The organism is Proteiniphilum acetatigenes DSM 18083 (assembly GCF_000380985.1).
GTDB classification, from domain to species: domain Bacteria; phylum Bacteroidota; class Bacteroidia; order Bacteroidales; family Dysgonomonadaceae; genus Proteiniphilum; species Proteiniphilum acetatigenes.
This window is the reverse complement of sequence record NZ_KB905693.1, coordinates 308,982-329,714: the sequence shown is the minus strand read 5'-3', so window position 1 is coordinate 329,714 and position 20,733 is coordinate 308,982. Positions and strand designations below refer to the sequence as shown.

Below are 20,733 nucleotides of genomic sequence, written 5' to 3'. Positions count from 1 at the left end.
AAGAGTGGAAAGGATTTGGGTTATTATTTATCTTTCAGGGATCTGATAAGCCCTAAAAGCATTGATCTGATATGCTTTATACTCTCAACCGGAATTTTCTGCTCCTGTATAAATCCCAATCTTACTGCTAACTCTAATTGCATTTCAATTTCTGACAATGATCCGTTGGATATGTAAATAAACTGAATAAATTCTTTTGTAGAATTTCTGGAGGCACCTTCAGCCTTCCCACCTTCCCACCTTACAATGCCCAATTCTCCCTGTCGAGATTCCGGTAGTTGATCGCCTCTGCCAGGTGTGACGGTTGCACCTGTTGACTCCCGTCGAGATCAGCAATAGTTCGGGATACTTTCAGTATACGGTCGTAGGCACGGGCAGAAAGATTGAGTCTTTCCATCGCTGCCTGTAGCAATTTCATTCCTTTTTGGTCGGGTGAAGCATATTCACGCAACATCCTTCCGTTCATCTGCGCATTACAAAAGACACCTTTCCTGTTTCTGAAGCGGTGTAACTGAATCTCTCTTGCTTTCACAACCCTATTGCAGATATCTGCACTCCGTTCCGCCGGTGTAGTATCGGAGATCTTTTCGAACGGAACCGGTACTATCTCTATCTGGATATCAATCCGGTCGAGAAGTGGTCCGGAGACTCTGTTGAGATATTTTTGTACAGCTCCGGGAGGGCATACACACTCTTTGTCGGGATGATTATGGTAGCCGCAGGGGCAGGGATTCATTGCCGCTACCAGCATAAATCCGGCTGGATAATCTACCGTGAATTTGGCACGTGATATAGTGATCTTACGATCTTCCAACGGCTGTCGCATCACTTCAAGCACATTTCTACTGAACTCCGGCAACTCGTCGAGAAAAAGTACACCATTATGTGCCAGGCTTATTTCACCGGGTTGGGGATATGAACCTCCCCCCACCATCGCCACATCGCTGATAGTATGGTGAGGTGAACGAAAGGGACGGTTGGTCGTGAGCGAACTGTCCAGATCGGTCTTTCCTGCCACACTGTGTATCTTTGTCGTCTCTAACGCCTCTTCCAACGAAAAAGGAGGCAGGATAGAGGGCATTCGTTTTGCCATCATCGACTTGCCGGATCCCGGCGGACCTACCATAATAACGTTATGGCTTCCGGCAGCAGCTACCTCTAACGCCCGTTTCACATTCTCCTGTCCCTTTACATCGGAAAAATCGAATTCGAAAGAAGAGCGCCCTTCCAAAAACTCTTGTTGCAGATCGACCGTTGTAGGTTGCAACTTCTGTTCACCGTTAAAAAAAGCGACCACCTCACGGATATTGTTTATTCCATAAACCTCCAATCCCTCTACCACGGCGGCTTCTTTCGCATTTGCCACAGGCAGGATAAACCCTTTGAATCCGTTCTCCCTCGCCATTAACGCGATAGAGAGTGCTCCCTTTAAAGGAAGAATTGTTCCGTCGAGCGACAATTCACCCATCATCAGGTAATCACCAAGCCTGCCGGAAGAAACGGAGCCGGAGGCGGCGAGGATACCGACAGCGAGCGGCAGGTCGTAAGCCGAACCTTCCTTCCGGATATCGGCAGGCGACATATTGATAACGATCTGTTGACGTGGGAATTTCAGCCCGTTCACTTCAATGGCTGATACGATGCGTTCATGGCTTTCCTTCACGGAAGTATCGGGCAGGCCTACCAGCATAAACCTAATCCCTCTTGAACAGTTAACTTCAATGGTAATGAGCGTTGCATCGATACCTTGTACAGCCGCTCCAAACAATTTGACCAGCATGTTACCAAGTCTTTTTTTGCACTTAATCTTCGGAAGAATTTCTGATTGCATTCGCTACTCCCTGCGCAGGAATATTGCGTACTTTGATATTGCCGTCAGGGGCGATCAGAATATTAAAGGGTATATATTGCACATTGTACGCATCTACGATATCCGATCCCCAACTTCTTTTCTCGGGAACCACTCTCCAGGGAATAGAATCATTCTCCACATATTCCACCGGATAGATATCCGAATCAATATACACAGTCAGGAACTCCACGCTGTCTCTATTGACTTCCTGGTAAGCTTCTTTCAGCAGATCGATAGTTTCGCGTGACTCGATTCCCGCTGTAGAAACGAAAGAGAGCAGCAGATATTTTCCGTTAAACTCATGAGAATAAATATTTCCTCCCTCTTTATCTTTAAGCATAAAATAGGGCATATGCGCACCTTCAGCCGAACGGTTGATCTTTTCAGAATAGGATCTCAACCGGGCTGCAAACTGAGTATCGGTCACATTTCCCTGTAAATACGCCAGTACACGTTCCAAAGCCTGGGGATTATCACTGTTTATAAAAAAATTATTGATAAGGATAAGACTGGAGAATCTCGTGGGATTCTTTTTTATAAATTCTTCAGCTTGTGATATCAGTTCGTGATTGAGTAATTGCAATTTAGCAATCTCATCATGACGGGTGATTGACTTATTGCCGATAGTGTCCGACTGGGATTCCATACTCAGGTTAAGCAACAACTGACCGCGTTGTGCAAGCAGTTCACGGTTTTCCGTCTTGAACAGCGTGAGATCGTTATTAATCTCATTTCCGTTCACTTCAATGAGATCCGGCAATAACGCATCTCCTTTCACTTTCAGGGTCTGCCCCTTATCAGCAAAAACCACGGCAGCGCTCTCGTAATTATTCAGATAGAGCGAAAAGGAGGTAAGTGTATCGAGCTGATTTTTGTAATTGAATTTTCCTTTCACATCCACATTGATAGTATCGATGGCAAGAGTATCGGCAGAAAGAAAGGTAACCAGGATATAGGGATTCTCCAAATTCGAAATCTCCCCCCTGATCAGCATCCCCTCCCCATTTTTACATGATACGACGGAATATAAAATAAGTAAGTAAACAGCTATTTTACAAAACCTTACCATATATCAACAACTTCTCATTAACCATCTTTACTGATATTCTGCAATTTTTTCGCAACCTATCAAAAAAACAATATTTATTCGGAAGGACAAAGATATTCTATTTTTTTAAATATTCAATTATTTTTCACATTTATTTAACTGTTTTTTGTTTTTAAACGAGAATGCCGGGATTGAGAAGAAAAAGGATAAAACAAGAGGGATCAGATTGAGACTGTAAAAAATCAGAGAGTAAGAAGAGATAGATGGCCTGTAATGGGAAAATAAAATAAAATAATTAGCTTTGCGCTGAATAAACGGGTAGATATTATGTTTTTTTCAATTATTATACCTCTCTATAATCGTCCTGATGAAGTGGACGAACTTCTTGCAAGCCTCTGTGAACAAACAGACAAACGATTTGAAGTAGTAATCGTTGAGGATGGGTCTACCCGAAAAAGCGATACCGTAGTGACAAAATATCGCGATAAACTCGATCTTACTTACTTCGAGAAACCCAATTCCGGGCCGGGTCTTACCAGAAATGTGGGTGCAGCTCAGGCAAAATACGATTATCTTATCTTCTTCGACTCGGATTGCATCATACCGCCTCGTTACATAGAGACTGTTTCCCAGTCCCTCCGTGAGCAGTACGCTGATGCTTATGGAGGACCCGATGCAGCACTACCTACATTCACCACAATACAAAAAGCAATCAACTACTCCATGACCTCTTTCTTTACTACCGGCGGAATTCGCGGCAGTAAAAGGTCTATGGAGAAATTCAATCCCCGGAGTTTCAATTTTGGAGTTTCCAAAAAAGCATTTGATACGATAGGAGGATATGGTTCTATGCGATTTGGAGAGGATATCGATCTTAGCCTGCGATTACTGAAGAACGGTTTCAGGACAGCACTTATCTCCGATGCTTTTATCTACCACAAACGAAGAAGTACCTTCGGACAATTTTTCAAGCAGGTATACAACTCAGGCATTGCACGCATCAACCTGCATCTTGCTCACCCCGGATCACTGAAGATAGTACATTTGTTACCCGCATTTTTTGTCGCCGGTATGGCATTAATCCTTGTCCTCTCTGTCATTCACCCTCTGTTTCTTCTTATTCCTCTGTCTTACTCGCTACTTGTCTTTATCGACTCCCTCATAAAAAACGGATCAGTCGGCGTAGCGCTTTACAGTATAGCAGCAGCCTGGATCCAATTGACAGGATATGGTACAGGGTTTTTATCTGCCGTATGGAAACGGTTGATTTTGAAAAAAGGTGAATTCAAAGCGTTCGAAAAAAAATTTTATGATTAAATCTTCTCCCCGTAAGCAAGATCACCCGCATCCCCGATACCCGGCACGATATAGGACGATTCATTCAGGCCGGGATCAATGGCGGCAGCCCAGATAGTTGTTTTTTCTTCAGGAAAATTGGCTTTGCAATAGTCTATCGCCTGTCTGCTGGCAATGATCGTGGCTATGTGGATATTTGCCGGCGTACCTTTGGTAAGCAGTGCCCTGTAGGTCAACTCCATACTACTTCCTGTCGCCAGCATCGGATCGGCCAGGATCAAGGTCTTCCCTTCTATCGAGGGCGATGCGATATATTCGATATGAATGTCGAACGACTGATGACCGGTCTCTTTGTATTTTCTGTATGCAGAGACGAATGCATTTTCCGCTCCGTCGAAATAATTTAACATACCATGATGGAACGGAAGTCCGGCCCTGAGAATAGTAGCGATTACAATATCCTCTTCCGGAACACTCACCTCAGCCACATCAAGCGGCGTGCTTACTTCAATCTTCTTGTAATGAAAACCTTTACTGATTTCGTAAGCCATAATCTCACCGATACGTTCTATGTTTCGGCGAAACCGGAGCCGGTCGTTCTGAATGGTGATATCCCTTATTTCACGGATAAAAGAATTAAGTAAAGAATTGCTGTCCGAAAAGTTGTTTACTTCCATTTTTATAAATCAATTTTATCTCTTCCAGCTTATCACGGTGTAGAACAAATATTCCCAGTTCTCGCCAAGGCATAGTATAAGCTTGCTTATCCTCTGCTCAGTTGACTTAACGAAATAGTTCCGCAACCGACTGGACGAAGTAATTATTTCCGGAAAACAAAGGTAATGATTTTCTGTACTCAGCTAAACTTTTGATATGATTTTTTGTTTAAAAAAAGATGTGCGGATAAAAAAACAGCCAATTAAAGAAAAATTTCTTTAATTATTTTCCTATTTGAAAGAATTTGTATATTTTTGTATGCCTGTTTTTAGGTTCACTAAAGTTAGTCGTTTTCTCACAACGGCATAATCCAAACAAGTTTGGCTTCTGCCCATATTGCTTAACGAAAACGTTGGTCTACATGCAAGTTTTATTCATTCATAATATTAAACCCAAATTTTATCAAAATGGCAAATTTAGATTTAAGCAAGTATGGCATTACGGGCGATTTTGAAATCGTTCATAATCCTTCCTACGAGACGCTTTACCAGGATGAGATGAATCCCGCGAATGAAGGTTTCGAAAGAGCTAAATTAACAAAGAGCGGTGCTACTGCCGTTTACACCGGTAAATTCACCGGCCGTTCTCCTAAAGATAAATTCATCGTGGAAGATGACATCACAAGAGATACCTTGTGGTGGGATGGTACTATCAACCGTCCTTGTACCCGGGATGCATTCGACTACTGCAAAGGGTTGGTAGCCAATCAGCTTTCCAAAGCAAAAAAACTGTATGTAGTGGACACTTTCTGCGGCACCAACGCCGACACACGTATGAAAGTACGTTTCGTGATGGAAGTTGCCTGGCAGGCCCACTTCGTAACCAATATGTTTATCCGTCCCTCGCACTACGAACTGGCCAACTACGGTGAGCCCGATTTCGTATGCCTCAACGGTTCAAAAGTAACCAATGACAAATGGCAGGAGCAAGGTTTGAACTCTGAAAACTTTACATTATTTGATCTCACCCAGAGAATGCAGGTGATCGGTGGTACCTGGTACGGCGGTGAAATGAAAAAAGGTATGTTCGCCCTGATGAACTACTATCTGCCGTTGAAAGGGATTGCTTCGATGCACTGCTCTGCCAACGTAGGCGAAGATGGTGACGTAGCTATTTTCTTCGGTCTCTCCGGAACAGGAAAAACTACTTTATCTGCCGACCCGAAACGTTACCTGATTGGTGACGACGAGCACGGATGGGATGAACATGGAGTATTCAACTACGAAGGTGGTTGTTATGCAAAAGTGATCAACCTGAGCGAGCAAAACGAACCGGACATCTGGCGTGCTATCCGTCGCGATGCACTCCTGGAAAACGTAACTGTAGATGATGAAGGTAATATCGATTTCACTGACGGTTCTACTACTGAGAACACCCGCGTTTCGTATCCTATCTACCACATCAGCAAGATCGTTCTTCCGTCACGTGCCGGTCACGCTAACAAAATCATCTATCTGTCGGCTGACGCGTTCGGCGTATTGCCTCCGGTATCTATCCTCGACGACAACCAGGCACAATACCACTTCCTCTGCGGATTTACTTCCAAACTGGCAGGTACCGAGCGTGGTATCACCGAGCCGCAGCCTTCATTCTCTCCTGCTTTCGGAGAAGCGTTCCTCACGCTGCATCCCACTATGTATGCAAAAACGTTGGTTGAAAAGATGAATCAGCACAACGCCAAAGCATATCTGGTAAATACCGGTTGGAACGGGACAGGAAAACGTATTTCTCTGAAAGATACTCGTGCCATCATCGATGCTATCATCGACGGTTCAATCGAAAATGCAGAAAAGGTACACATCCCGATCATGAACCTGACGGCTCCTGCAAAACTGGAAGGTGTTTCTGACATCCTCGACCCGCGTAATACTTACGCCGACAAGAGTGAGTGGGAAGCCAAAGCCAAGAAACTGGCCGCCATGTATATCGAAAACTTCAAGCAATATTGCGACAACGATGCTGCCATAGCATTGATCCCTTCAGGACCGCAATTAGACTAATAAGTTAGAAATTTGCTTAACGGTTAGTTTTCACAACGAATTCGTTGAGCATTATCCATAAAAAACCCGCTTCGCAGATATGAGGCGGGTTTTTATTTTTACAGTAATCCATCACCGTTGAGGCCATGGAAGGGCTGTATATATTTATTCCTCCAGCAACATAATCTCTACTTTACGAAAATCGATAGGATGTCCTTCGCTCTGCAGGGAGATAGTGCCACCGCTCAGCATTTTGTTACCACCATTCAGCTCAACCAATTTGGCATAGGTTGCATCCCGTTCATCCAATTGTGGTTGCGAGTATTGAAGCACGGTATCGCCATTGATGATATGCCTTATCACTTCATTGCCCCTCACCTCTACTTCTGCGGTAAACCACTCTTCACCATAAAAATAATCGGTAGATGAGTTGATGCAATGATCCAGGGTCAACTTTCCATCCATCACGATATTGGTTCCGGGAGTACACACATTCATGTTGGTACGCTCCACCAGGGAATCGCTGCCAAGTAACTGCACCTCGATGGAAGTGGGAAAATCCTGATCTTTGTCCATCGATTCAGGTGTCTGTCCATGAATCATAATCCCGCTGTTCTTATATGCCCAGCCGGGCGCACCGGGGCATTGGTCACCTACAATACGGTATTCCACACGGAGTCTGTAGTGTGAGAATTGATCTTTGTAGAACAGATGTCCGAAGCGGTTATCAAATGAATCATACGCCTCGTAGCGCACTTTAATTATCCCATCTTCTACCCGGAATGTATTTCCAAAATTATCTCCCATTTCATATCCGGTAATTTTCAGAGTCCATCCGGTCATATCTTTACCGTTAAAGAGCTGTACCCATTCAGCTTCGCCCGTCCTTTTCCCGTTACAGGAAACCAGAAATGCAATTGAAATAACACTAAAAAAAATGAATAATTTGCTATACTTCATGATTGTGAGCGGTTTAAATAAACATTTTCTTTTTCCCTTCGCACCTCACCAAAATTCAAACAAATTTGTTTTTGGCTTCGGTTTGTCGTCAGTTGTTTTACCGAGCGTAAAAAATGTTTAATGTCATTGAATAATAAGGAGCAAAGATAATCATTTTTTAACTTTACACCTCTAAAATACCGCGAAATCCTCTGGCTGCATAATAAGACTCGGCACCATTATGATAGATAAAGACCCGTCCATACCGTCGGTCCCCAAATAATCCACCGCCCAACTTCCTGACATCCTGAGGCGCCACGATCCAGCTTGAGGTTTTGGTATCGAACTCACCTAACCGCTGCAAGGCATGATACTGCTCCTCCGTCAGCAACGCTATTCCCATCTCGGAAGCCATCCCGATGGCACTGTGCCGGGGTTTATGCTCTTTTCTTGATGCCAGCGCCTCGGGATCATAGCATACACTCCTTCGGCCTTTAGGACTTTCAGGCGAACAATCACAAAAGATGTACTTGTCAAGCTGTTTGTCATATCCTATCACATCGGGTTCTCCGCCGGTCTCCTCCATCTCGTTGAGTGACCACAACTTTTCCGGATACTCTTCAAACCGGCTTTGTATCTTGCGAAAGTCAAGGCCTTCGTGCCGATTCATATTCTTCTCAAACCGGATCCGCAAGGTAGCCAGCAACGCGTTCGCCTGTTCTTCCGGTAACACATTCTTATCTTGCATCTTATTCCCCATAAAGTTTATATTGATTGTTCAATTATATTACATTTTGAGTCGCCTTCGCTCCTCGATTGTTAATTCTACGTTCGGCAAAGTAAATAAATTCACTTTACGCTTACTTAACGAAATAGTTTTATTCGTCTTTTTGAAGGTCTCACCGATATCTTTCTGTAACTGAGAGACTCTATCATTCAGATTTAAACAATTCAGCCGGTGATTATGTTTTAATGCTCCATTCTTAATCGTTTTATCGGTTTTATTTTATTATTTTTTCAAGTTTCACAAGGTTTCCTCTTTAGTTACACCTATTTCAAATTCATATGCGAAAGTTAAGTTATTTTTCATTTTGACAACATTGTTAAAGTAAATCTCTATCCAAAATATCATTTATCGATTTTTTTTATATGTCGCCTTACCATACACGATAAATATCTGTTTATTAGCATATTTAGTTTTTTTCTTTCTAAACAGGCTAAGGTATGACAATTCTTCTGCGTCCTGTTGGAGCGAAAAATTTTACGAAATAATCGTACGGTTTAACTTAAAAATCAATAGAAAACATCGATTAAAAAATCGTAAATAAAATCTTATTCAAATATTTATTGCTACTTTTGTTTGACTGTCAGGTAATTTTTTTAATAAACTTAATACTGTGCAATAAAATAATCACGGTATTAAGGCTGAACACAATCCGCTTATAATCAACACGTTTAAATATAGATAAATATTTTTACCGGATTGTTTTGCCGTAATTTACTTAAAACTGGTAAAGTTTAGCAATGAAACATAAGACCTCAGTTCTAATTGTTAATTCCAGGGAGAAGACAAGCAAAGTCCGTCAGGTACCCACCCACATCATTGTCCACTGGCGGAAATACGCGGCATTTCTCTCATTGCTTATCATCTCCTTTATCCTGGTTTCCGGTTTTCTGATCTATCAGAACACCAGTCGGGTTTATCAGGAAAGGCTGGACAGGGCCAATTATATCCGGAGCCGGATCGATCTACACAAAGCCCTCACCGCTTTTGCGTCCATTGATTCAGGGATGTATCGCATCAACTCATTCCTCCAGGACAGGGGGTTGGAAAAGTTGAAAATGGACAATATGGGGGGAATAAGCGCTGAATTTGACATCACAAATATCAATGAATTTGCCGATTTTTATCAAAAGCAGGTACTGGGGTTGGAGGAAACATTAAATTCGGTACCGATAGGCAAACCATTTGACGGAAAAATAACCTCAGAATATGGGTATCGCCGTAACCCGTTCACAGGAAGAAACACGGAGTTTCATGGCGGCATAGATTTTAAAGGCCAGGTGGGGGACAGCATTAAAGCCACGGGTTGCGGGATAGTTACTTTTGCCGGATATAAAGGCGGATACGGAAGATGCGTGATCATTGAACACGATAAAAATCTCCAAACACTGTACGCACACCTCTGGCAGATCCATGTGAAGAAAGGTGATTATGTGCAGAGCGGACAATTTATCGGATTGATGGGCAGTTCCGGAAGAAGTACGGGCTCACATTTACATTATGAAATTATTTATAACAGGAAGAGAATCAACCCTAAAAAATACATAAGTATTGATGATGAGGAAGAAATTTATGGCTAAAGAAGAAAGAAAAAAGGATGTCGGGGTTTCAAAGTTGGATTCCCTGCCTATCACCACCGTAGTAGGTAACGATATGAGTTTCAAAGGGGATATTCACGGAGACGGCATTGTCCGGATCGACGGCAAAGTGGAAGGAAACATATCGTCGAAACAAGGTATCATCCTGGGGGAAAAAGCAGATGTGGAAGGCTTTTTGGAAAGCGATAATATCATTATCTTCGGACATATCAAAGGCTCTGTAAAAAGTAAAGAACTTATTTTAAAAACTACCGGATCGGTTCAAGGCGATATCGTTTCGGATTTTTTGGAAGTAGAAATGGGTAGCAAGTACGATGGAACCCTGAAAATCGGGCAACGCGAAGTGTACAACGACGGCAAACAGAGCAAAGTAAAAGGAGCGACAGAACAACAGGAAGCGGGAAGAACAAAGTGATAAACCGGAACTTTGAACGTTCCCCAATTTTTATAGAACTATTGTAGAACTTTGTATCGCAAATGTACGTTTTTTGCTGTAAGAGCCCTATCGAAAAAGCCTGCCCTTAAAAAAGACAGGCTTTTAAGTAGCTCCGCCGGGAATCGAACCCGGATCTACGGTTTAGGAAACCGCTATTCTATCCATTGAACTACAGAGCCGAATAGAAATGCAAAAATAATATTTTTCCCGTTATCTACAAAAGAAAGAGGAACGAGAAAAAATATTTGCATCTCACGCCGACAAACAATTTCCTTTTTAAGTTGTTATTCAATAGATCAAAATTGAATATCACAAAAATTATGAATAAAATAGCGATTCTATACGGTTCATCGGGCGGGAACGCAGAATCTGTGGCAAGGCAGGTGCAGGACCTGTTCGACGGAAATGCCGACTTATATAATGTGGAGTATGTTTCCATCGATGAAATAAAAGATTATCCTTATTTTGTGGTAGGGACTTCCACTACGGGGATAGGAGATCTGCAGGACGACTGGGACGGATTTCTCCCTAGTTTTGCCGGAATGGATTTCACCGGAAAAAAGGTAGCCATCTTCGCACTAGGCGACAGCGCTTCTTACTCGACCAGTTTTGCAGAATCGATGAAAGTGGTCTACGACGAATTAAGCGATAAAGCCGAAATTGTTGGCCGGGTTCCGGATGAAGGGTATACCTACGACGAGTCTACCGCCGTAATCGACGGTTTGTGGGTAGGACTTCCCATTGATGAGGATAACGAGTATGATATGACCGAAGAACGCCTCGCTAAATGGGTCGAAACTTTGAAAGAAGAATTCGTGTAGTGGGTGGATGTTCCATCGTGATTGATTATTGGATAACCTTGAATAAATTTTCAGTGAAAGGAGCTGGTTGAGAGATTAAATTGCATATATTTGTGTGACGATTGAGGAACGGCCTTCTTAAGGAAACGGTTGTGGTGCGTAATAACACGACAGTCAGAAAGTTGACGGGCAAGGTAGTCCTGAACAACAATTCATGCAATTGAAGTGAAAAACAAATAATCATAATGGCAGTATCAAAACGATTTATTTTACTGACAGCCTTGATAGTGGTCTTGTCGGTAAGTTGTTATGGCGTTGAAATCGAACCGAGCTTAACACTGGACAAAATTGCGCAGGCATCCGAGAAAACGTCAGTCAACACAAATCCTACTCGTTTGGGGCAAACGGATGCAGACGAGATCACCAACCTTTTGCTAGCGGCCTTTGCCGCCCTGGGAACAGTGCTTACCTGGCAGGCCATTCGCAGGGAATCAAAACAGCAACAGATCAAGCGTACATTTCAGTCTAAAATCCTGTCCGACCTGATACGCCACATGTACCGGAATAAGGTATGTATATGTGCAACACACTGGAAGCTTCAGGAAGAAGGATTTGACAGGTATTATCCGTCAGAAGAGCACCTGTTAAAGTTAAAACTCCTACCGGAAGACCTGCGTTTCGACCGTTTCGACAATACTCCTGATTTTTATGATATCCTGCATGAACTAGAACTGAAGTTCAGGAATTTCAATATTGAAGTAGACGTTTCATTAGAACATCTGAAACAACAAAATATAGATGAGAAAACCAAAATACGGGATCTGGAAGTACTCGAATTCAAGTCCCAGTTGCTGACAAGCGACATTATCAATCTGATGCATACCCTGAAACTCCCTATTGAGGAAGAAAAGAATAAACGTCCCGGGGAAAGCGCCTTGAGATACACTACCATGGAAAGCGGCAATACCGATCAAAATGGCTTGCGGAAGAAGTTCCATGCGGAGATTCCATTGGAGTATATTGAAAATGTGAGGAAATTCCTGGCATCCAAGTCTGCCCGTTATTCGAAGTTGCATCCGGCGGAACTTCCTTCAAAACCTTGCCGTCCGGATCACAGGAATGAGAGAACAGGCTACTTCGACGATGTCCTGCAACTTTCCGAATATTTAGACAATGACATCAAAGGTGAATATCCAAAAATTCACTTGATTGAATTCCGGGCCTGATTTCCCTGCTAGAAGAAGGCAAAAAACACATTTATATCATATATTCCTACCATTGGTATTGTTCTATTGATGAATTGGTTTTGGCAGGCTCCTCTGCTCATTTATTCTAAAACCGGGATAATAAGGAAGAGAAGCTGTCCCAAAATACTTGAAGCAGCCTCTCTTGCTTGACCTGCCTTCTAAACGAGCGGAATAAACCACTTATATTCTTTGATTAGATCTCTAAGGATAAAGGGTATTAATTATTGTCTCCAAATCGATATAGATTTTTTCTGTATTGCCCAATATTATGGGATTGTCCAACTTGTATAGATTCCAATCCTCCATAGTGGGATCTGACCCTTTAAAAATATGGGTAATAATGCGTCCGTCGGGTTTGATAGTACATTCACCATCATTATTGAAGTTGATTTCCTGCAATTTGGGCGTGCCATTCAAAGAGCCGTCTTCCGTCAACTGATTATCGTAATAGAAATAATAAGTCTCATTTTTCGGACCTTTAAACGTTGGATAAGCCGTGACCGCCACATACTCTCCCAAAACCGGCTCACCGGTGACCCAATTAATGACAGACACGGGAGATATTGTCATCTCTTTTGGAGATAAGGTGAAGCAATAGCAATTATTGCTTCCGAGTGCTCCGGTTATACCCAAGTTCACCTTATGCTTATATTCGATCGGCAGTAGAAGATCATTACCAACGGTCACATACTCCACAATGATCTCTGTTGCAGCAGGTGTAGCTTCGGGAAGTATCAGCATATATTCCAGTACGCCCGCGGCTCTTACACTATATGGCGTATAATCCGTTCCTCCTACCTTTACCTTAACCGTTACCTCATTGATATCCTCGCGTACAATGTCTTGGAATTTGAAATTAAGCATCGCCCGTTGATGGCTCAATTGGACAGATAGTTTCTTGCCAAACGATTCTGTGGCATTTCCCGGAAGCACCGATTTCGCCCTGTGCAATATATCCTGAGCTATCAGTTGCTCTTCTGTAGATTGATCAGTTGCAACTGCGGCATCTTTTGTGCTTGGATACAACCACGCCTCCACATGCGGCTTGAAATAGTTGGGGAAAAGGAGCTGCTTGTCTGGAGATGGTTTCCAAGTATTGTTCGTGTCATCATACACACCTGCGGTAAAGGAAGCAGCGTCATATGGTGTTCCATCAACACTTCCGGATGCGTTTCCATTATACAGGGAAAAGTCCAACTTCCAGTCTTCCCGAATATTATTACTGCCAAGGAAAAAAAAACTACTAGTAGGGTCTTCATTCGTATTCACGGCATAATCAATGCCAGCTACTGTTGCCCTGGTAGTAGCTGCGGTTCCTGATGAAAGGTCTACACCCCCCAATTGCAATGCGACACCATCGATCTCCACCATATCGCTGTTGACTTCAATATTGTCATTCTTGTCGCATCCCGCCACATTGAAGCCCAATATAAGGACAACTGCGTATATATATAAAGTTTTATGTTTCATTTTTATTCCTGTTTATAAGATTATCCCGTTATCAGTTAAACACATTCGTCCCATCAGAATAAGTGACCTTATCAGCATTGGAAAATTGATTCTTGTAATTGTTCAACGTAGAAATATTCAGATAACGATCTCCCTCTGCCTTTATCCTGTCGGATACTTCTATATCATTCACGATGTCGAATGTACGAGTACTCCAATCCGATTGCAACTCCCCATTCAGGTCTCCGGTCAGCAACCATGATACGGTTACCAATTGTGCGATAGTACTTATCTCATAGCGCTCTGTTTCTTCATTCAATACCGGAAGCTGGAAGGGCACACCCACGTGATCCCCATCGGGTTGAGGGAATCCGGCTATAGAGATAGTTGCCATCAAATCATAACCTTCGGGAGTAAGGGTGACCAAGTAATCGTGATTTTTTTGTAACTCAATATGCGTGCTATTAGGGATATACATAATCCCTTCGTAGTCATTATCGGTAGTTCCTTCAGCACCCACTTTCACCAATCCAATTTCCATTCTCTTTCCGTCATTTATGCCTGGGCCAAAGACAACTCCGGCCGGCACAATCACTTCGGCATTGAGGGTTCCCGTCCCTTCACAGTACGCCCAAAAACCGACTTGCCGCTCTCCTTGTCCATCATCAAGATCAACATTTTCAAGCTCAAAAAGGAGTGATTTGATGATTAATCCACTGGCATTTTGCCCTGCAAGTCGGAAAGTGATCTTACTTTGTTCATGTTGGAAAACCAATGGAACGGGATCTGCCGTAGGCATGATATTGGCCTCGGTGACATGGGCAGTAAGGCGGTTGGCAAGTTTGAACTGATCCAAGTCGCGTTGATCGGTAATAACCGCGCCCCTGTTCTCAAACGACGGCCAAAAGGCTTTCAACTCAGAAATAAAAGTCTGGTCTGCAGGAAAAAAGAAACCCTGACCTTGAGCCTTTTCGGCAAAAGTACCGTTGTTATAAGTATAGGGGTACGAAACAAAATCGCTTCCCGTCCTGCTTGTCTTGACCTGGACAGTGATATCGTTCCCGTTCTCGAAAAACGGTATATTTCCTGCGGCGCGAACTTCCACTTTGTTCCTATCTGCCACGGAAGGAAGCAATGTTAATTGTTGTCCTTCCCCCACAGGAAGAGGATCGTTGACATCGTTTTGGCACGAACCCAAAGAGACCACCCCTCCAAAGATCAACAGCGAATATATCAATGATTTTATCTTCATAATCAAATTCTTATTATTGTAAACGAGACTCCCACACTAAAGTAGGATAGTTGGAAGGAGTACTTCCCATATTTCCCCAATAGTTATCCAAAGTGCTATTTGCTTTCGGCCACTCGTCACTGGTACCCCAGGAAGGCCATTCGGAAGGGCCGAATTCTTTTACCCCATCCACCGTATTACCTTTCAAGGTTTTCGTAAAGCTATCGGTAACACCTGTTCCTGCCGGTACAGGATCTACTACATTGGTGAATCCTTGTGCCACCTCCACGGGATCAGTGTCGGGTGGAGTTGGTTGCATATACCCTTCAGCCGAAGAGGTTGTGTAACTACGCGATATGGAACCTCCATTGACCAGGCCGGCAAAGGCTCCAACCCATACCTTCTCGTAAGTGTTGGGGTCCACATCTTTATTCACCTCAATACTGCCCTCAGACACATAAGAATCTTTTATCTCTCCCTTATAACTCTGGTCATCACCAACAATTCCTGCGAGGCCACCCACAATCACGTTCTCTCCCGTGACTTTAATCGTGGGTTGTGAAACCTTACAGCCCTGCACGCTACTGGTTCCTTGTCCGGTGTCTTCTTTCAAGAGTTCGGACAATAGAGCTTGGATCACCGACTCGGGGAGCCCGGGGGGAAGACTTTCTCTTAAATTATTTTCAATAGCTTGTATTCGGGCTGCCTCCTCTTCTGGAGTCAAAGCCCTGTTCAGCTGCCCTACCAGTCCCCCTATGTTAAGAGTCTGATTGGGATCAGTATTCTCTACCTCAATCTCCGGACTCTCCAAATGCAGGTTCTTGATGACGCTGCTGCCGGTAACACTTCCAAACAAGCCAACATTCCCGTCAACCGGCACTTGGGTTATTTTCATATTTTTTACCGCATGGCCTCCACCATCGTAGGTACCGGAAAAATTTACCGGGGTCCAGTCGCCTTTATCTGTCAAATCTATATCACACACTTGGTATCCCCCACTCCCACCGGCCAAAGTGGATGCATCATATATCAGGTTATCGGAAGTGGGAATAAACATCTCACCGGTTGTTAAATTGTATCCGTAACGATATACGTTACCCTCCCGTATCTCCAAGTCCTCAGGGAAAAACAAAGTCAACTTATCACTTTGAAGCAATACATCCCCTTTTTTGAAGGTATTGTCGTAGTGGTTAGGATTGTCGCCATGATGGGGATTATCGGTTCCCTTTTGCTCATTATTTTTCCATATATAGGAGGTAAATCGTTGCACATGCATTCCACTGGAGGTGGGACTCGGCGCAGAGCCGTAGGGTTGCTCAATGATATCCACCCAATTCTCCCTCTTATCCTCACCGCTGCCGGCATCCTGTGGATCTATAGACGGCACTATCTTCACTACTCCATCTGTCTTTGTCGTAGCATCAGGAAATAGGTCCGGATCGTCAGACACCAATACCACCTGTATTTTCACTGTTTGCTGAGGCACCAAATGCAATCTTACAAGATAAGCATTGGTAGGATTCACATTAGTTTGTGCCCGGTATGGGATATAATACTGGTAAGAATAATCGTTCTCGGTGATGGGATATCTTTTCTCATCATCTTTCGAAGTGAATGTATAATCGTCAGCCGCACTATTATAAGGATAAAAAGCCACAATAGTCATCCGGTCGTAAATATAAATATCACTCCCATCTACCGGCACGATTTTACCGTCCTTCACTTCACACTCCAAGTTACGCACATAGGGTTTCGTAAGAATATCAGCTTTATAATCATCTTCATAATAGATATACAATCCGATATTCTTTTTGTCGTCACCATTTGTGGGATGCGTTCCCTCGCTGATACTTCCGGCTCCCCCTAATTCGGCAAGACGGGTTCCGGGCGTTACGATATCTCCCACGTATAGGTTTAGCAAGGTCCCCTCGGCAGCAGGTTCGGAATTGTTTACCACCTCATCCGAACAGCCATACAGGATCACCGACAAAAGGGCCACACACACATACGTGATATATTTCATAGTCTTCATATCTCTTTCGTTATTAAATTAAGGATTCGGTACTGCTATTGGCCAAGAGAACCTATTCTCATCCAGTTCGTACTTCCAAGCAGAAGAACCCAATGCGCTATTTAATTTATCAATCGTATTGTTACTACGAATTACCGAAGAAGCCAAATCGGCACTTTCTCCATCTACTGCATATTCAGGGTTATTGCCTACGGCCAATTCCGCACTGACAGCCTGGTCTTTTCTGGCTGTACCGGTCAACCAAAATCCGGTGACGACAACAGGCTGGGAAGTACCGGCTACCGAAGTGCCGATGATTCCACCCAAGACATTGGCACTCTTATCGAGCATTCCCGTATTGAGACAGGCGGTAACAGCGCCTCCACTGGAATTCTTATTTTCACCGACAATACCTCCTACGGCTCCAGAAGAATCACCGAATACGTTTCCGCTATTCACCGAAGCGATGATTGTACCGCCAGCCTCATTTGTCCCCGCAATACCACCGGCAACCATTTGTCCTGAGGCAGCCTGCACGTTGGCCTGGTTGGCTACCGCCTCTATCGTACCGGAGTTGGATTGACAGATCGCCCCGATAGCTCCGGAGCCGTTTCCTGTTATCTCTCCCGACGCGATACGGAAATGTTTCAAGATTCCCTTATTTTCGGTGAAAAGGCCGTTACCAGTGATGTACAGGTTTAAAATATCGAATCCTTTACCGTCCAACACTGAATTTTCGGGAAATGCCTGAGGAACGATCTCCACTGAAACACCATTCATATCAAGGTCTCTCATCACTTCATATTTCGCACCGTCAGGTTTAGCGGCATCGTTGAGCATCAGTGCAAATTGCAAGGGAGTGGAAATTTCCAATATATCACCCCTTTTCTTCATTCCATATCTGCCCAGATTGTCCACCGCAAGCTCTGTATCACCGGAAGGAGTGATCGTGACATCTTTTGCCAATAGTCCGTCTTTAGTATATAAATCGGCCGTGAGTTTGCCCCCTAACGTTGAGAGGTTTGGGGGTAATGAAACAAAATCTACATTGTAACCAGATCCATCCAACTCTGCCTTACCGATATATTGATATACCTTTCCATCCGTATGTTCGTACTTCAGTAACATCTTGGAGATATCACCACTATCATAGTCATCAGTGGAGAGTGAGATAATTTTCGGTTCGTAACCCCATTCGGTATCACCCGGTTTAACATCCCAAGGTTTCACGGTCACTTCTATCGAAGTAATCTTCAACCGATTGATTTTAAACACCAAGTCATAAGCAAGACCCGGTTTAAGAATAAAATCGGTTTCGACTCCCGTACTCCCTAATTTAGCTTTTGAGAATTTCAATGCCACCAAGTCTTCTGTTGTGGCCACATAGTCATCAATTTTCAGATAGGAAAATATCTGCCCTGGATATGTGGTCAAGTTCATGCCGTTTGGCACCAGATAGTGAGTGGTAGGGGTTGTCGTGATATTTGAAAAACTATAGTCCCCATTTGGACTATTTGTTGCATAACCCTCACTATTTCCACCGGTAAATATGTTGTAAGTGCCTTTATTAGCAATAGGTGCCGTATTTCCGGAACGGTAGAAATTCATTGTCACGCTCTGCGGTTTCGTTTCTTCCACATCACCTGCCACCTCTATCCTCACATCCACCCGGGTCATCAGGTGCTTGTAGGTGATGTACTCGACCGGATCATCCGACTTGCCGGATTTCAGTGTAGTCCCATCGGCTTCGGTCCCTACGCCCAACAGATAGTCATTATTGATACCTGTACCGGAAGTCAGGGTGATATTTCCATTTTCACTTATCGTCGATCCTGTATAAGAAAACAAATTAATCGCTTTCTTACCGAGAGGATAATAGACAGTACCATCCAGCTTATTCCGGCCTTGGTCTGTTGTATTTTTCGCACCAATAAAGATTTCCTGGTTTAGCAAGTAGTTTGATACCGGCGCGTCGACTGTCCTTGCGGACAGGTAAAACTTCACCCCGGAATAGGCTTCCAATGGATACCCTGTAGTGATCAACTCCCCATCACCTGGGTCATCAGCATCACCCAACGACCTCAGCATTCCATTCAGTTGTACCGGCACATCTCCTTCCACAGGCGGGTTTTCCACCGGAAGGTCGGAAGTACAACCAACGATGGTTCCACCAATGAGGAGTGCCGTCATATATTTATAGAATTGTTTCAACATATTCTTTATCCTTTATATCATTCAATCGTAACGGTACTTTCACCTTTATAATCCCATTCCACCAACTGTCCTTCAAGAATGACATCTGTATCGGGATCCGGAATAGGCACATATTTCACCTTAATGGTCAGCAACGTGGTTTTACCCATTTCGAGTTTGGCGCCTACCCCACTGGAGACCTCAAACTCTGTGATTTTAGCCTCTCTCAAGACTTCATTGACAACAGTGTTGGTAGTTGGGTGTAGTTCCTGAATCTTGATCGACACATAACTCTTTTCCTCCGTACCCGGCAGCAAGAAACAGTTTGTATAAGTGGGAAGTGTCGCCGTCAGTGTTATTAACGAACTGATGTGAGTACGCACTATCTCTTTAGGACCTGTCGCATCCAGGTTCGTCCATGCTTTGGGAGATGTTGTCTGAAGTAAATCGAACTCCCCGTTTTTCACCTCCGTCGATACTCTCAGCTCCGCAATCCTCAATCGGTTCGGATTAGGGAAATTCGCTGCCGGAATTTCTACCCCATCTTTATCCACCAATTTCACCTGTATATCGAGCTTTGCCATGGCGTGTTGAAATTCCCCTAAGCCGATGGCTTTATCTGTTGCCGCCTTTGCTGTTTCTTTGTTATACGGGCCAACCGGCTCGGTATAAAGAAAATCGGGAAAAGAATTTCCATTGGCTGTGACCTTTAATGTGTTGGTCCCGCTCACTCGTTCTACCCTGCTATCACCGTTAGTCCCATGGTACGGACTGTAAGCCACGAAAGCCAGGTATTCGGCGGGATTGAACGGCCAATATTGGGCAGGAGAAAAAGCGACCTCTTTCTCTCCGTTCAATGTTGTATTTGTACCGCTTGCCTTTACATGATCGAGATAGTAATCGAACCAATCGACGGATGTAAGAGGGGTTGTTTCATCCGTATTTGCGGCGACCACCCCAATGGTTCTTCCATCGATCGTCTCCGCCCTTGTCTGCACATCTACCGATACCGGAAGGGAAGACGCGGAGAGGGTGATTGGCACCTTCTCCGTCTCCGTGCCGGGGATATCGATGGCTTCTTTGTCGCAACTCGCAAAAATGAGCAGCGAACAAAGTGCCGCCATATATGTATAATATTTCCTTTTCATCTCTA

Annotated in this window: 17 protein-coding genes and 1 tRNA gene; 6 read left to right on the top strand and 12 right to left on the bottom strand. The window is 43.8% G+C overall.

The features are described 5' to 3' along the window. Positions 1-23: 23 nt before the first annotated feature. The 3 genes from F597_RS23070 to F597_RS0103380 are packed head-to-tail and all read right to left on the bottom strand — an operon-like array spanning position 24 to position 2,846. Positions 24-254: a four helix bundle protein gene (locus F597_RS23070; protein ID WP_019538306.1), complete on the bottom strand. Its 231-nt coding sequence runs from the start codon at positions 252-254 to the stop codon at positions 24-26. Continuing rightward, positions 242-1,780, bottom strand: coding sequence for a YifB family Mg chelatase-like AAA ATPase (locus F597_RS0103385; RefSeq protein WP_019538305.1), 1,539 nt, complete (start codon positions 1,778-1,780; stop codon positions 242-244). Before F597_RS0103385 ends, F597_RS23070 begins: the two co-directional genes overlap by 13 nt. A 22-nt stretch (positions 1,781-1,802) precedes the next feature. Next, a complete protein-coding gene (locus F597_RS0103380; protein ID WP_019538304.1) occupies positions 1,803-2,846 on the bottom strand; it encodes a TlpA family protein disulfide reductase in 1,044 nt (347 codons plus the stop codon). A gap of 381 nt (positions 2,847-3,227) precedes the next feature. Here F597_RS0103380 and F597_RS0103375 point away from each other — a divergent pair, with 381 nt between their 5' ends. Further along, positions 3,228-4,217 (top strand): glycosyltransferase family 2 protein, encoded by a 990-nt coding sequence (locus tag F597_RS0103375; RefSeq protein ID WP_019538303.1) that lies wholly within the window; start codon positions 3,228-3,230, stop codon positions 4,215-4,217. On the opposite strand, the gene upp is transcribed toward F597_RS0103375, so the two are convergent. Next, positions 4,214-4,873 (bottom strand): uracil phosphoribosyltransferase, encoded by a 660-nt coding sequence (upp, locus tag F597_RS0103370; RefSeq protein WP_019538302.1) that lies wholly within the window; start codon positions 4,871-4,873, stop codon positions 4,214-4,216. The two genes, F597_RS0103375 and upp, sit on opposite strands and share 4 nt — an antisense overlap. Before the next feature lie 447 nt (positions 4,874-5,320). Between upp and pckA the strand changes: the two genes are divergently transcribed. Beyond that, the gene (gene pckA / locus F597_RS0103365; protein ID WP_019538301.1) at positions 5,321-6,913 is read left to right on the top strand and encodes a phosphoenolpyruvate carboxykinase (ATP); all 1,593 of its coding nucleotides are present in this window, start codon (positions 5,321-5,323) and stop codon (positions 6,911-6,913) included. A gap of 144 nt (positions 6,914-7,057) precedes the next feature. On the opposite strand, the gene F597_RS0103355 is transcribed toward pckA, so the two are convergent. Next, positions 7,058-7,852, bottom strand: a complete 795-nt coding sequence (locus F597_RS0103355) for a 3-keto-disaccharide hydrolase (protein ID WP_019538299.1) — start codon at positions 7,850-7,852, stop codon at positions 7,058-7,060. A gap of 163 nt (positions 7,853-8,015) precedes the next feature. Beyond that, positions 8,016-8,579 carry a DUF4256 domain-containing protein gene (locus F597_RS0103350; RefSeq protein WP_221406088.1) on the bottom strand — a complete coding sequence of 188 codons (564 nt, stop codon included), beginning with the start codon at positions 8,577-8,579 and terminating at the stop codon, positions 8,016-8,018. Positions 8,580-9,355: 776 nt separating this feature from the next. On the opposite strand from F597_RS0103350, the gene F597_RS0103340 reads away from it, so the two are divergent. Beyond that, a complete protein-coding gene (locus tag F597_RS0103340) occupies positions 9,356-10,195 on the top strand; it encodes a M23 family metallopeptidase (RefSeq protein WP_026327076.1) in 840 nt (279 codons plus the stop codon). Beyond that, positions 10,188-10,628 (top strand): bactofilin family protein, encoded by a 441-nt coding sequence (locus F597_RS0103335; RefSeq protein WP_026327075.1) that lies wholly within the window; start codon positions 10,188-10,190, stop codon positions 10,626-10,628. Before F597_RS0103340 ends, F597_RS0103335 begins: the two co-directional genes overlap by 8 nt. Positions 10,629-10,756: 128 nt before the next feature. Here the strand turns inward: F597_RS0103335 and F597_RS0103330 are convergent. Further along, positions 10,757-10,828, bottom strand: a tRNA-Arg gene (locus tag F597_RS0103330). A 141-nt stretch (positions 10,829-10,969) separates the two neighbouring features. On the opposite strand from F597_RS0103330, the gene F597_RS0103320 reads away from it, so the two are divergent. Then, positions 10,970-11,470 (top strand): flavodoxin, encoded by a 501-nt coding sequence (locus F597_RS0103320; RefSeq protein WP_019538294.1) that lies wholly within the window; start codon positions 10,970-10,972, stop codon positions 11,468-11,470. A gap of 224 nt (positions 11,471-11,694) precedes the next feature. Beyond that, positions 11,695-12,675 carry a hypothetical protein gene (locus F597_RS0103315; protein WP_019538293.1) on the top strand — a complete coding sequence of 327 codons (981 nt, stop codon included), beginning with the start codon at positions 11,695-11,697 and terminating at the stop codon, positions 12,673-12,675. Positions 12,676-12,897: 222 nt separating this feature from the next. Here F597_RS0103315 and F597_RS0103310 read toward each other — a convergent pair whose 3' ends face one another. From F597_RS0103310 to F597_RS0103290, 5 genes are read right to left on the bottom strand one after another with little or no spacing between them, the layout of a single operon-like run. After that, the gene (locus F597_RS0103310; protein ID WP_019538292.1) at positions 12,898-14,166 is read right to left on the bottom strand and encodes a hypothetical protein; all 1,269 of its coding nucleotides are present in this window, start codon (positions 14,164-14,166) and stop codon (positions 12,898-12,900) included. 31 nt (positions 14,167-14,197) lie between these two features. Beyond that, positions 14,198-15,397, bottom strand: coding sequence for a fimbrillin family protein (locus F597_RS0103305; RefSeq protein WP_019538291.1), 1,200 nt, complete (start codon positions 15,395-15,397; stop codon positions 14,198-14,200). Positions 15,398-15,410: 13 nt separating this feature from the next. Further along, positions 15,411-17,408, bottom strand: a complete 1,998-nt coding sequence (locus tag F597_RS0103300) for a fimbrillin family protein (RefSeq protein WP_076931867.1) — start codon at positions 17,406-17,408, stop codon at positions 15,411-15,413. Positions 17,409-17,426: 18 nt separating this feature from the next. Next, complete coding sequence (locus F597_RS0103295) at positions 17,427-19,601, bottom strand: fimbrillin family protein (protein WP_019538289.1); 2,175 nt, start codon at positions 19,599-19,601, stop codon at positions 17,427-17,429. Positions 19,602-19,618: 17 nt separating this feature from the next. Next, a complete protein-coding gene (locus tag F597_RS0103290) occupies positions 19,619-20,728 on the bottom strand; it encodes a fimbrillin family protein (protein ID WP_019538288.1) in 1,110 nt (369 codons plus the stop codon). Positions 20,729-20,733: the final 5 nt, after the last annotated feature.

Bases quoted from the DNA above. Each gene is read 5' to 3' on its own strand.
- F597_RS0103295 (WP_019538289.1), bottom strand. From the start codon at position 19,601: ATGTTGAAACAATTCTATAAATATATGACGGCACTCCTCATTGGTGGA.
- F597_RS0103355 (WP_019538299.1), bottom strand. From the start codon at position 7,852: ATGAAGTATAGCAAATTATTCATTTTTTTTAGTGTTATTTCAATTGCA.
- F597_RS0103315 (WP_019538293.1), top strand. From the start codon at position 11,695: ATGGCAGTATCAAAACGATTTATTTTACTGACAGCCTTGATAGTGGTC.
- F597_RS0103385 (WP_019538305.1), bottom strand. From the start codon at position 1,780: ATGCTGGTCAAATTGTTTGGAGCGGCTGTACAAGGTATCGATGCAACG.
- F597_RS0103340 (WP_026327076.1), top strand. From the start codon at position 9,356: ATGAAACATAAGACCTCAGTTCTAATTGTTAATTCCAGGGAGAAGACA.
- F597_RS0103300 (WP_076931867.1), bottom strand. From the start codon at position 17,408: ATGAAGACTATGAAATATATCACGTATGTGTGTGTGGCCCTTTTGTCG.
- F597_RS0103350 (WP_221406088.1), bottom strand. From the start codon at position 8,579: ATGCAAGATAAGAATGTGTTACCGGAAGAACAGGCGAACGCGTTGCTG.
- F597_RS0103290 (WP_019538288.1), bottom strand. From the start codon at position 20,728: ATGAAAAGGAAATATTATACATATATGGCGGCACTTTGTTCGCTGCTC.
- pckA (WP_019538301.1), top strand. From the start codon at position 5,321: ATGGCAAATTTAGATTTAAGCAAGTATGGCATTACGGGCGATTTTGAA.
- F597_RS0103305 (WP_019538291.1), bottom strand. From the start codon at position 15,397: ATGAAGATAAAATCATTGATATATTCGCTGTTGATCTTTGGAGGGGTG.
- F597_RS0103320 (WP_019538294.1), top strand. From the start codon at position 10,970: ATGAATAAAATAGCGATTCTATACGGTTCATCGGGCGGGAACGCAGAA.
- upp (WP_019538302.1), bottom strand. From the start codon at position 4,873: ATGGAAGTAAACAACTTTTCGGACAGCAATTCTTTACTTAATTCTTTT.
- F597_RS0103310 (WP_019538292.1), bottom strand. From the start codon at position 14,166: ATGAAACATAAAACTTTATATATATACGCAGTTGTCCTTATATTGGGC.
- F597_RS0103375 (WP_019538303.1), top strand. From the start codon at position 3,228: ATGTTTTTTTCAATTATTATACCTCTCTATAATCGTCCTGATGAAGTG.
- F597_RS0103380 (WP_019538304.1), bottom strand. From the start codon at position 2,846: ATGCTGATCAGGGGGGAGATTTCGAATTTGGAGAATCCCTATATCCTG.
- F597_RS0103335 (WP_026327075.1), top strand. From the start codon at position 10,188: ATGGCTAAAGAAGAAAGAAAAAAGGATGTCGGGGTTTCAAAGTTGGAT.